Consider the following 12212-nt stretch of genomic DNA (forward strand, 5'->3'; position numbering starts at 1 on the left):
TGCTACGGCTATGAGTGTCATTGTTTCGGATCGTCGCACGTTAATCGTAGGGCTCGGTAAGACCGGGCTTTCCTGCGTGCGTTACCTGTCCGGGCAGGGGCGTGAGATTGCTGTGGCTGATAGTCGCCTTCAGCCACCAGGCCTGGATGAGCTGAAGGTCGGTTGGCCAGACGTCCCGGTTTACCTGGGCGAGTTTGATGAGGAGCTGTTTGCCGGTTTCAATGAGCTGATAGTCAGCCCGGGAATCAGTATTGCAGAGCCGGCGATTGCCGGTGCGGCGGCCAGGGGCGCCCGGATTCGCGGCGACATCGATTTATTCGCCGATGCGGCCGACGCGCCGATCATTGCCATCACCGGCTCTAACGGCAAAACCACGGTAACAACCCTGGTAGGGGAAATGGCGCGAGCTGCGGGCCGCAATGTGCAGGTGGGCGGTAATATCGGTACGCCCGCGCTGGATTTGCTGGACCAGGGTGCGGATCTCTATGTGCTGGAGCTGTCGAGTTTTCAGCTGGAGACCACCGAAGAACTCGGGGCTCTGGCGGCCACTGTGTTGAATGTCAGCGATGATCACATGGACCGGTACCCGGACAAGATGGCGTATTTCCAGGCCAAACAACGGATCTACCGTGGCTGCAAAAATGCCATCGTGAACCTCGACGATGCCCTGAGCACGCCCATGGCTCGGGATACCCTGAGGTTTCTGTGTTTTGGCTTTAACCGGGTGAATCCGGAGACCTTCAGTACCCGGGATGATGACCAGGGTACCTGGATTACCTGGGGCCTGGATAACCTTTTGCTGGCCAGTGAACTCCAGTTGATGGGCAGGCATAACATCAGCAACGTGATGGCCGCCCTGGCGCTGGGGCACGCGGCTGGCCTGGCCATGGAGCCGATGCTGGAGGTGGCCCGCAGCTTCCGGGGGCTGCCCCATCGCTGTGAATTCGTCCGCAACCTGAATGGGGTGGATTACATCAATGATTCCAAAGGTACCAATGTTGGTGCCACGGTAGCCGCCATTGAAAGCCTGGTGCCGGATTCAGGCAAGGTGATCCTGATCGCAGGCGGAGATGGCAAAGGCGCGGATTTTCAGCTGCTCGCAGAGCCGGTGGCCGCATGCTGTAGGGCCTTGGTGCTGATTGGACGCGATGCCGGCAAGATATCCGAGGCGGTAGGCGCGTCAGTGCCGCAGTATCGCGCAACGTCAGTGCAAGAAGCGGTCAGCCTTGCCCGCCAGGCGGCGGAGCCGGGCGATCGGGTGCTGTTGTCTCCAGCCTGTGCCAGCTTTGACATGTTCCGGGATTACAACGATCGCGGCGAACAGTTCCGCGCTTTGGTGGAGGGGCTGTGATGCAGGCAGGCGTCAGCGTTCCTCATTATCAGGGTGTGGCGGGTGAGTTGCAGCCGCTGCCGGTGCTGATTATTACCTCCGTGGCCTTGCTGGTGACTGGTGTGGTGATGATTTCGTCAGCGTCGATGGACATGGCGGCCGCCACGTTGGGCAACAGTTACCACTACGTTATTCGCCAGATCCTGTTCGCCGGTCTTGGCTGTGCCACGGCTCTTGTTGCTGTCAACGTGCCGGTATCCTGGTGGGAGCGCAGCGGATGGCTGCTGCTGGGCATTGGCCTTCTGGTATTGGTGCTGGTACTGACGCCGCTCGGCCGCACGGTTAATGGTTCTACCCGGTGGATTCCCATGGGGCTGTTCAATGTTCAGGTGTCTGAAGTCGCCAAGCTCTGCCTCATAGCCTACCTGGCCGGTTATGTGGTCCGTCGGCGGGAAGAACTGCTCCATACCTGGCCGGGCTTCCTGAAACCCCTGGGAGTTTTGGGCGTGGCATCGGTGTTGCTGGTTATCCAGCCCGACTTCGGCGCAACGGTGGTGCTGGTGACGGCGGCGGCCGGCATGATTTTTCTGAGTGGCGTGAGGCTTAGCCGGTTCATGCCATTGATTGGCGTACTGGCGGCGCTGGGTACGATTCTGGTGGTCACCCAACCGTATCGATTGAAGCGGGTGGTCAGCTATCTCGACCCCTGGAAAGACCAGTTCGACAGTGGTTATCAGCTCACTCAGTCGCTGATTGCCTTTGGTCGAGGCGAGTGGGTGGGCGTTGGCCTGGGGAACTCGGTACAGAAACTGTTCTTCCTGCCAGAGGCCCATACGGACTTTATCTACGCGATTATTGCCGAGGAGTTCGGTTTGCTTGGAGCGCTGGTGGTGCTCGGCCTGTTTGCGGCGCTGGTGGTCAGTGGCCTGGTGATTGCCCGGCGTGCGGAGAAAGCCGGCATGGCGTTCGGCGCCTGTTTCAGCTACGGCATCACGCTGCTGATCGGGTTGCAGGCGGGCATCAACATGGCAGTAAGTACAGGGCTGTTGCCAACCAAAGGCTTGACCCTGCCTCTGGTCAGTTATGGCGGCTCCAGCCTGATGGTTACCTGCATTGGTATCGCGGTTATCGCCCGGGTAGAACTGGAGCGGCAGGATCGGGCCAGGGTGGCATCGGAAACAAAGAGCAGCGGGCGCAAAGGAGGAGCAGTGTATGACTGATTCACCTCGCCGTCGCTTCCTGATGATGGCTGGCGGCACCGGCGGCCATGTGTTTCCTGCGTTGGCCACAGCCCGCGCGTTGCAGCAACGGGGGCACGAGGTGCACTGGCTCGGGGCCAGCGGCGGCATGGAAGAACGTCTGATTGGAGACACCGATATTCCGCTGTCGCTCATTCACATTTCCGGCCTGCGCGGTAAAGGCAAGCTGGCGCTGCTGCTGGCACCGTTCCGGTTGATGCGCGCCCTGGGCGAAGCCTACACCCATTTGCGCCGGATCCGCCCCGACTGCGTGGTAGGTATGGGCGGTTTTGTCACCGGGCCGGGTGGTATTGCCGCCTGGCTGATGCGCAAGCCGCTGGTGATTCATGAACAGAACGCCATCGCTGGAATGACTAACCGTTGGCTCACACGTTTTTCCGAAACGGTGCTTGAGGCGTTTCCTGACAGTTTTGGTGACCAGACGGTTACCCGCTGTACTGGCAATCCGGTGCGGGGCGAAGTGGCGTCGATGGACGCCCCCGAACAACGATTGGCGGGCCGAAGTGGCAGGCTCCGGGTGTTGGTTATTGGTGGCAGCCTGGGAGCACAGGTGTTCAATCAGCAGCTGCCCCGGGCCCTGGCGCTGATGCCGGAGGCTGATCGCCCGGATGTTCGGCATCAATGCGGTGAGAAGAATCTCGAGGCGGCCCGGGCGGCCTACGACGAAGCCGGAGTCAGTGCCAGCATTGAGCCCTTTATCCGCGATATGGCGGAGGCCTATGGCTGGGCTGATCTGGTGATCTGCCGTGCCGGAGCGCTGACGGTGTCTGAGCTCTGTGCGGCGGGAATTGGCGCGGTGCTGGTGCCATTCCCCCACGCGGTCGATGACCACCAGACCCGGAACGGCCAGCACATGGTGAAAGCCGGGGCGGCCATTCTGGTTCCGCAGCCAAAGCTGAACCCGGAGGTGCTGGCGGAAACCCTGAAAGATCTGGCAACAGATCGAAAACGAATTCTGACTATGGCGAAGGCCGCCCGCTCGCTGGCCCGCCCTGATGCAACGGAGAGAGTCGTGAATTACTGTCTGGAGGCCGCCAATGGCTGATGCAACCAATCCGCCACTGGTCTATCAGGTGCCGGAAATGCGCCGGATCCGCCGCATCCATTTTGTCGGGATCGGTGGTGCCGGGATGAGCGGTATCGCCGAAGTCCTGAAGAACCAGGGCTATGACGTATCTGGCTCTGATATCCGGGACAGTGCTGTTACTGCGCGCCTGCGGGCAATGGATGTCGATGTGTACATCGGTCATCGCGCCGAAAACACCGATCAGGCCGACGTGGTGGTAGTGTCTTCGGCCGTTGCCGGCGACAACCCGGAAGTGGTCTCTGCCCGTGAACGGCGGGTACCGATTGTACCCCGGGCCGAGATGCTGGCGGAGATCATGCGCTATCGCCATGGTATCGCTGTGGCCGGTACCCACGGCAAAACCACAACCACCAGCCTGATTGCCTCCGTGTTGGGAGAGGCCGGACTGGACCCCACCTTTGTGATCGGTGGCAAACTCAACAGCGCCGGAACCAATGCCCAGTTGGGTGGTTCCCGTTACCTGGTGGCAGAGGCCGACGAAAGCGATGCGTCGTTCCTGCATCTGACACCGGTTATTTCTGTGGTCACCAACATTGAAGCTGACCACATGGACACCTACGGTGGGGATGTCGAAAAGCTCAAGCAGACCTTCGTGGACTTCCTGCACAACCTGCCGTTTTACGGTGTTGCGGTTATGTGCGTGGACGACGACTACGTTCAGGAGATCATTCCACGCATTTCCCGGGCCATTATCACTTATGGCATCGACAATCCTGATGCTGATTACCGGGCGGAGAACATTACCTCTGATGGTCTGAAGACCCGGTTTCTGGTTCGTCGCCCTGGTGGTCGGCCGGATCTCCAGGTGGAGCTGAAAATGCCGGGTCGTCACAACGTTCTTAACGCCCTGGCAACGATTGCCGTGGCGACCGACGAGGGGGTGGACGACCAGGCCATCTGCCGCGGGCTGGCTGGATTTGCCGGTGTTGGCCGTCGGTTCCAGGTGTATGGCGAGTATCAGACACCGAAAGCAGCAGCGACGCTGGTGGACGACTACGGCCACCACCCCACCGAGGTGGAGGCCGTTATCCGGGCTGCCCGCGAAGCCTGGCCCCAGCGCCGGATCGTGATGCTGTATCAGCCACACCGATACACCCGGACCCGGGATCTATATGAGGATTTCGTGCGGGTATTGTCCGAAGTGGATGGGCTGTTGCTGATGGATGTGTATTCCGCCGGTGAGCCGGCTATTCCGGGAGCAGACGGGCGGGCTTTGTGCCGGAGCATTCGGCAGCGGGGCAAGGTAGAACCCGTGTTCGTTGAAGATAACCGTGAAATCGAGAGTCTGCTGGCCAATGTCCTGCAGGATGGTGATCTGTTGATCACCCAGGGGGCCGGCGATATCGGTGGCGTAGCAGCAAGGCTGGCAGCAGCAGGAGTCAAGGCAAGTGAGTGATCTGACCCACAACGACATTCAGCCGTATCAGGCACCCCCCGAACTGGTTCGGGCACTGGGGCGCGTGGCTGTGTTCATGGGGGGCGATTCCGCCGAGCGGGAAGTATCCCTGAAAAGTGGCAAAGCCGTGCTGGCAGCGCTGCAATCGGCGGGTATTGATGCGGTTGGCCGGGACATTCGGGGCTGTCTGCTGCGGACCGTGGACGAACCCGATTTCGATCGCGTGTTCATTGCCCTTCATGGCCGTGGTGGCGAAGACGGGACCCTTCAGGCGATCCTTGGGCAGGCAGGCATTCCCTATACCGGCAGTGAAGTGCTGGCATCGGCACTGGCCATGGACAAATTGCGCACCAAGTATGTGTTCGAAGGTTGTGGGCTGCCTACGCCGGCATTTCGTGCCATGACCTCCGTGAGCGAGGCCGAGGACATTGTGACGGCACTGGGGGCGCCCCTGAGTGTGAAACCGGCCCACGAAGGTTCGAGTATCGGTATCCGTAAAGTGAGCAGCGCGGCAGAGCTGGCTGAAGCCTATGAGGCGGCAGCCCGGCTGGATGATCTGGTGCTGGTAGAGCAGTGGATCGAAGGGCCGGAGTTTACCGTCAGCCTGCTACAGGACAAAGCGTTACCGGCGATTGGCCTGAGCACCGATCACGCCTTTTACGACTATGACGCCAAGTACCTGGCGGACGATACCCGGTACCGTATTCCCTGTGGTCTGGCGCCGGATGACGAATTGAGATTGCAGCATCTGGCCCTGGATGCCTTCCGGGTGCTGGGCTGTCGCACCTGGGGACGGGTCGACATCATGCAGGACCGGACCGGTGAGTTCTGGTTGCTTGAGGTGAACACGGTTCCCGGTATGACGGACCACAGCCTGGTGCCGATGGCTGCAAAGGCGGCCGGCATCAGTTTTGAAGAACTGGTGGTGCGAATTCTCAGGGATACGCTGGCGGAGGGCATCGATGCTTGAGACGTTGCTGATCCGGAGCCGGGCGGTACCGCCCGAACCGCCACGCCGCCGGGGGGCAACCTCTGTCGGGCCTGAGCGGGACCGGTTTGGTGTGTTGAAAGCTGTGCTGTCGGCCGTACCCTGGTTGCAGGTCGGCCTGGGCGCAACGGTGGTACTTCTGGCCGCCATGGTGCCCTGGGCAACGGACCGGATGCTGACCGCCATGGATCAGCAGATCCTGGCGGTGGATGTGCGGGGCGAATTTGTTGGCGACAGCCAGACGGCTATTGAGCGAGCGGCCGGCGCCTGGATTGGCAAAAGCTATTTCGCCACCGATCTGGCTGACATCAAGGCTGAACTGGAACGGCGCCCCTGGGTGGCGTCGGCAGCGATAAAGCGAGTCTGGCCAGGCCGTCTTGAAATCGATATTCGGGAAAAGAAGCCATTGGCCTACTGGACCGATGGTCGACTGGTGAGCCGTTCAGGCGAACTGTTCTCGCCGCCGAATCCGGAGGTGGCCGGAAAGCTGCCTCGTCTGGCTGGGCCGGATGAGCGGGTCAGGGACGTGATCGGTATGGCCCGAACCATGAGCGAGCAGTTGGTGGGATATGGCCTGGGTTTTGCCGGACTGGCGCTGGAGCAACGTGGCGCCTGGACCCTGACTCTCAGCAATGGCATCGAAGTGGTGCTGGGGCGAGATCAGGTAGAACAACGGTTTGAACGCTTTATCACCGTTTATGAGAACCGTCTGGCCTCGCGGGTTGATGAGGTCAGCCGCATAGATGTCCGCTACTCGAACGGGGTAGCGGTGCAGTGGAAGACGGACGTGGCTCAGGCTGCTCCGAAATCCTGATAACGATTACTACGAACCTGGGGTTTGGTGAAACACATGTCATCGGTTGAAACGGAAAACATGATTGTCGGCCTGGATATTGGAACCTCCAAGGTGGTGGCGATAGTCGGCAAGCGCAAGATGGATGGAACCATCGAAGTAGTCGGTATCGGTTCACACCCGTCCCGGGGGCTCAAGCGCGGTGTAGTGGTGAACATTGAAACCACGGTACAGGCCATTCAGCGCGCAGTCGAAGAGGCTGAACTGATGGCGGGGTGTCGCATTCATTCGGTGTACGCCGGTATTGCTGGCAGCCACATCAAGAGCCTGAATTCCCACGGCATCGTGGCGATCCGAGACCGGGAAGTCACCCAGGCGGATATTGACCGGGTGATTGACGCTGCCCAGGCGGTGGCGATTCCGGCGGACCAGAAAATCCTGCACATCCTGCCTCAGGAGTTCGTCATCGATAACCAGGAAGGTATCAAGGAACCGATGGGGATGTCAGGTGTGCGGCTCGAGGCCAAGGTGCACCTGGTGACCTGTGCCGTGAATGCAGCCCAGAACATCGAGAAGTGTGTCAAGCGCTGTGGGCTGGAAGTGGATGACATCATTCTGGAACAACTGGCTTCTAGCCACGCCATCCTGACCGAGGATGAAAAAGAATTGGGCGTCTGTGTGGTGGATATCGGTGGTGGTACAACCGACATTGCCGTGTTCACGGGCGGGGCAATTCGCCATACCGCAGTCATCCCGATCGCCGGTGACCAGGTGACCAACGACATTGCCATGGCGTTGCGCACGCCCACCCAGAATGCCGAGGAAATCAAGATCAAGTACGCCTGCGCCCTGACCCAACTGGCGGGTGCGGAAGAAACCATCAAGGTTCCCAGCGTGGGAGACCGGGCTCCGCGGGATCTTTCGCGTCAGGCTCTGGCGGAGGTCGTTGAGCCCCGCTATGAGGAGCTGTTCACGCTGGTGCAGTCTGAGTTACGCCGGTCCGGGTTCGAGGATCTGATCCCGGCAGGCATCGTGATTACAGGCGGCTCGTCCACCATGGAAGGGGTGGTGGAGCTGGCTGAAGAAATCTTCCACATGCCGGTAAGACTGGCCTGTCCGCAGGCGGTTTCCGGTATGACGGAAGTGGTCAACAACCCGATATACGCCACTGGCGTCGGATTGTTGATCCATGGCTTCCGGCAAATGGATCTTGGCCGGGCGCCGGTGCTCAAGGGGGAGGAGGCTCCCTCGCTGGTTGAGCGCATGAAAGCCTGGTTCACCGGTCATTTCTGACGGTGTTCCGGTTGCAGTACACGAAGGTCTCTCGAAAAAAACACAACGATTGAAGCAACCGGCCTGGAAAGGCCGGACACAGCACGAAGGAGTAGGGGAAATGTTTGAACTCGTTGATAATGTTCAGCAGAACGCAGTTATCAAGGTCGTCGGTGTTGGCGGTGGCGGTGGCAACGCCGTTCGTCACATGCTCAACAGCGACGTGGAAGGCGTTGAATTTATCTGCGCCAACACAGATGCCCAGGCCCTGAAGGACCTGGACGCACGTCAGATTATTCAGCTGGGTGGCAACATCACCAAGGGCCTGGGCGCGGGTGCCAATCCGGAAGTCGGTCGCCAGTCTGCACTGGAAGATCGCGACCGTATTGCCGAAGCTCTGAGCGGCTCCGATATGGTGTTCATCACCGCCGGCATGGGTGGCGGTACCGGCACCGGAGCAGCCCCCGTGGTTGCTGAAGTTGCCCGTGAGCTGGGTATCCTGACGGTTGCGGTGGTTACCAAGCCATTCCAGTTTGAAGGCGGCAAGCGCATGAGCGTGGCTGAAGCCGGTCTGAAGGAACTGGAAGAGAGCGTTGACTCCCTGATTACCATTCCCAATGAAAAGCTGTTGGCAGTCATGGGCAAGAAAACCAGCCTGCTGGATGCCTTTGCCTCCGCCAATGATGTGTTGCTGGGTGCGGTTCAAGGCATTGCTGACCTGATTACCCGCAACGGTATGATCAACGTCGACTTTGCCGACGTGAAAACGGTTATGTCCGAGATGGGCATGGCGATGATGGGTACCGGTCGCGCCACCGGCGAGAATCGTGCCCGTGAAGCCGCAGAAGCCGCGGTTCGCAGCCCGCTGCTCGAAGATATCAACCTGCAGGGTGCCAAGGGTATTCTGGTCAATATCACCGCTGGTATGGACCTGAATCTGGGCGAGTTCTCCGAAGTGGGCGACATTGTGCGCGAATTCGCGTCCGATTCAGCCACTGTGGTGGTCGGTACCGTGATCGATCCGGAAATGACCGACGAACTCAAGGTTACTGTTGTGGCGACTGGCCTGGGTGGCGAGCGCGAGAAGCCGACCAAGGTGGTGGACAACACCCGTACCCTCGATGGCAAGACCGATTACAACCAGCTGGATCGCCCGGCCGTGTTGCGTCGTCGTGCGGTTGCCCAGGGTAATGTGGCGCTGGATCAGAGCAAAGAAAGCGAAGAACAGGGCGTGGACTATCTCGATATTCCCGCATTCCTTCGCCGGCAGGCTGATTGATAATCTGTTCCAACCGTGGCAGGGCTGGCTTTACTGTGAATCAGAAAGCATAAGCTTCCGCCTAAGTTGAGCTGATGCGCCATAGCTCATGACTATTGCAAAAGTTAAGTAAAGTCATGTTGGTTAAATGGTACTCAGTCTTGAATTCTGATACTCTCCGGGCAGTTTTTTGCTCAGAATATCGACTTTTTGTGACGGAATAATGAACCGATGATCAGACAACGGACACTCAAAAACACCATCCGCGCGACCGGTGTTGGCCTGCATTCCGGGGAAAAGGTATACCTGACCCTGAAGCCAGCACCCGTCGACACGGGGATCATCTTCCGCCGCACGGACCTCGACCCGATGGTCGAAATCCGTGCCTGTGCGGAGAATGTGGGTGAGACCATGCTGTCCACGACGCTGGTAAAAGACGGTGTCCGTGTGGCGACGGTAGAGCATCTGCTCTCCGCCATGGCTGGTCTCGGCATCGACAACTGTTTTGTCGAACTCAGCGCTGCAGAAGTGCCGATCATGGATGGCTCTGCCGGGCCGTTCGTGTTCCTGCTTCAGTCTGCCGGTATCTCCGAGCAGGAAGCGGCCAAGCGTTTTATCCGCATCAAGCGCGAAGTCACTGTGGAAGAGGGCGACAAAAAAGCTACCTTCCTGCCGTTTGAAGGCTTCAAGGTGAGCTTCGGGATTGATTTCGATCACCCGGTCTTCAAGGGCCGTGCCCAGACAGCGACCGTGGACTTTTCCAGCACCTCCTTTGTGAAGGAAGTGTCCCGGGCCAGAACCTTCGGGTTCATGCGCGATATCGAAAAGCTGCGGGCGATGAACCTGGCACTGGGTGGCAGCGTGGATAATGCGATTGTGGTGGACGACTACAAGATCCTCAATGAGGACGGTCTCCGCTACGATGACGAGTTCGTCAAGCACAAGGTACTGGATGCCATCGGCGATCTCTATCTGTTGGGCAACAGCCTGATTGGTGAGTTCCGTGGTATCAAATCAGGTCACGACCTGAACAACAAGCTGCTGCGCAAGCTCAGGGCAGAAGAAGACGCATGGGAAGTAGTGACCTTCGATGATGAAGCCACTGCACCTATCTCTTACATGAAACCTGTGCTGGCGGCGGGTTAAGGCGGGAAGCCTTAATCCCGGACGTGGCTGGCGAGTTTTTCGAGAACCTCGCGTAGAGCTTTATCCTTCGTGTGCCCGGCTTCCTCCTGGAGGAGCCGGGCATTTTCTTTGCTGAGCGGCTCTTTTACCGGTTTGCGTCGGCTGGCGAATCTGGGTGGGCTGACCTTGATTCTGACCTTCCAGACGTAGCGGAACAGTTCATTCTCCCTCAGTGCCGACATGATCTCGTGCTGGCGGAAGCGCAGTCGCGTGGCTTTGCTCGCGTTATCAGTGGACAGCACCAGTTCCCCCTCCCGGCAGCTGACAAATCGGGTACCCTCGGACAGTTCTGCGGGAATGGCCGCGAGTACCAGTTGTTCGGCCTGTAGGTGCAGTTCGGCTTTGGACATCAGCTCTTTGAGCGTATTGTTGCCAGCCGACCCTTTGCCAAAGATCATTTTTTGATCATTTTTTTCCGTCATGGTCGCTTTTTTCTCGACGAGCCTGTTTACGATTGGTTACACTTCGGCACGCTTTGTGCGTAGCGCCATTGTTACTCTCGTTTTACATTGTCACGAGTGAGAGAGTCTACCGGGCGCTGCGATTATTCAGTACGTAGTTGTTGCCAAGGATAGCAGACCCGCTCGGAATATTTCCGGGTCGCAGCACTACAGGGATACGGTTGCGGCTCAACAATGAAACCGAAAGACGATATGAACGTAATTTTCGTAGGCAAACGTCACGGTCAGTCCAGGGCAATACCGCTGAATGGGCCGCTGTTGTGTGGCCTGGTCTTTCTGGTGTTGGCCACGCTGGCGGCAGCCGGATGGGCTGGCTATCAGGTGGCGATCAGTCAGTTTGAAGCTCGGCAACCCACCGAGTCTGAGCTTGTGGCCGGCTGGAAAGAAAGGCTGCAAGATCAGAAGGACGAAGTCGCCCGGGTTCGTGAGAACGTGCAGCAGCAGATTGATGCGCTGACCCTTCGGCTGGGCCAGATTCAGGGTCGTCTGCTGCGCCTGGATGCGCTCGGCCAGCGATTCGTGGAAACCGGCATGGTCGCCAGCGATGAATTCAATTTTGACAAGCCGGCAGCGGTTGGTGGCCCCGAAGAAGATGCGCTACCCGGGGATTCCTACACGGCTCCCGAGCTGACGGACATGATCAATCAGCTGGAACAGCAGATCAACGATCGTGAAAAGCAACTGCGCCTGCTCGATAAAGTCGCTTCCCGCAAAAAGCTGGAAGATGAGCTCTATGTGCAGGGGCGGCCGATCACCTGGGGCTGGCTCTCGTCCAAATACGGATACCGCTCGGATCCTTTTACCGGAAAACGTACCTGGCATGCCGGTGTTGATCTGGCGGGCAAGGAAGGCAGCGACATTATTGCCGTGGCGGCTGGTGTTGTAACCTGGGCCGACGAGCGCTATGGCTACGGAAATCTGGTTGAAATCGACCATGGCGACGGCCTGGTTACCCGGTATGCCCACGCCAAGGCCATCAAGGTTAAGGTTGGGGATGTGGTGCAGAAAAGCCAGGTTGTTGCACTGATGGGCAGCACCGGCCGGTCCACCGGCCCCCATGTGCATTTTGAAGTTATCCGCAATGGTAAATCCGAAAATCCCGTGAAATACATCCAGCGCGCAAGCCGCTGATTCCATTCCCGTGAACCCCGCCTTTTGTCCTGTCGCCAAATAAGGTTAGAAT

Annotated in this window: 10 protein-coding genes and 1 pseudogene; 10 read left to right on the top strand and 1 reads right to left on the bottom strand. The window is 58.9% G+C overall.

What is annotated here, in order from left to right:
* Positions 1 to 10 precede the first annotated feature (10 nt).
* The 9 genes and pseudogenes from murD (at position 11) to lpxC (ending at position 10529) form a co-directional block, all read left to right on the top strand.
* Positions 11 to 1351 carry a UDP-N-acetylmuramoyl-L-alanine--D-glutamate ligase gene (gene murD / locus MARHY_RS03790; RefSeq protein ID WP_014420634.1) on the top strand — a complete coding sequence of 447 codons (1341 nt, stop codon included), beginning with the start codon at positions 11 to 13 and terminating at the stop codon, positions 1349 to 1351.
* Positions 1351 to 2550: a putative lipid II flippase FtsW gene (gene ftsW / locus MARHY_RS03795; RefSeq protein WP_014420635.1), complete on the top strand. Its 1200-nt coding sequence runs from the start codon at positions 1351 to 1353 to the stop codon at positions 2548 to 2550. The genes murD and ftsW overlap by 1 nt, the downstream gene beginning before the upstream one ends.
* Positions 2543 to 3634, top strand: coding sequence for an undecaprenyldiphospho-muramoylpentapeptide beta-N-acetylglucosaminyltransferase (gene murG, locus MARHY_RS03800; RefSeq protein ID WP_014420636.1), 1092 nt, complete (start codon positions 2543 to 2545; stop codon positions 3632 to 3634). Before ftsW ends, murG begins: the two co-directional genes overlap by 8 nt.
* Positions 3627 to 5072 carry a UDP-N-acetylmuramate--L-alanine ligase gene (murC, locus tag MARHY_RS03805; protein ID WP_014420637.1) on the top strand — a complete coding sequence of 482 codons (1446 nt, stop codon included), beginning with the start codon at positions 3627 to 3629 and terminating at the stop codon, positions 5070 to 5072. The genes murG and murC overlap by 8 nt, the downstream gene beginning before the upstream one ends.
* On the top strand, positions 5065 to 6042 hold the full coding sequence (locus MARHY_RS03810) for a D-alanine--D-alanine ligase (protein ID WP_014420638.1): 978 nt from the start codon (positions 5065 to 5067) through the stop codon (positions 6040 to 6042). The genes murC and MARHY_RS03810 overlap by 8 nt, the downstream gene beginning before the upstream one ends.
* Positions 6035 to 6874, top strand: coding sequence for a cell division protein FtsQ/DivIB (locus tag MARHY_RS03815; protein WP_011785908.1), 840 nt, complete (start codon positions 6035 to 6037; stop codon positions 6872 to 6874). The genes MARHY_RS03810 and MARHY_RS03815 overlap by 8 nt, the downstream gene beginning before the upstream one ends.
* Before the next feature lie 36 nt (positions 6875 to 6910).
* Positions 6911 to 8146, top strand: coding sequence for a cell division protein FtsA (ftsA, locus tag MARHY_RS03820; RefSeq protein WP_011785907.1), 1236 nt, complete (start codon positions 6911 to 6913; stop codon positions 8144 to 8146).
* Positions 8147 to 8246: 100 nt separating this feature from the next.
* Positions 8247 to 9236: pseudogene (gene ftsZ, locus MARHY_RS03825) on the top strand (cell division protein FtsZ); the annotation flags it as partial.
* Positions 9237 to 9614: 378 nt separating this feature from the next.
* Positions 9615 to 10529: a UDP-3-O-acyl-N-acetylglucosamine deacetylase gene (gene lpxC / locus MARHY_RS03830; RefSeq protein ID WP_011785905.1), complete on the top strand. Its 915-nt coding sequence runs from the start codon at positions 9615 to 9617 to the stop codon at positions 10527 to 10529.
* Between the two features lie 11 nt (positions 10530 to 10540).
* Here the strand turns inward: lpxC and MARHY_RS03835 are convergent, their stop codons facing one another.
* Positions 10541 to 10990 (bottom strand): DUF721 domain-containing protein, encoded by a 450-nt coding sequence (locus tag MARHY_RS03835; protein ID WP_011785904.1) that lies wholly within the window; start codon positions 10988 to 10990, stop codon positions 10541 to 10543.
* 231 nt (positions 10991 to 11221) lie between these two features.
* Between MARHY_RS03835 and MARHY_RS03840 the strand changes: the two genes are divergently transcribed.
* Positions 11222 to 12160 (top strand): M23 family metallopeptidase, encoded by a 939-nt coding sequence (locus MARHY_RS03840; protein ID WP_014420640.1) that lies wholly within the window; start codon positions 11222 to 11224, stop codon positions 12158 to 12160.
* The last annotated feature ends 52 nt before the right edge of the window (positions 12161 to 12212 follow it).

Source organism: Marinobacter nauticus ATCC 49840 (genome assembly GCF_000284615.1).
In the GTDB taxonomy this organism is placed as follows: domain Bacteria; phylum Pseudomonadota; class Gammaproteobacteria; order Pseudomonadales; family Oleiphilaceae; genus Marinobacter; species Marinobacter nauticus.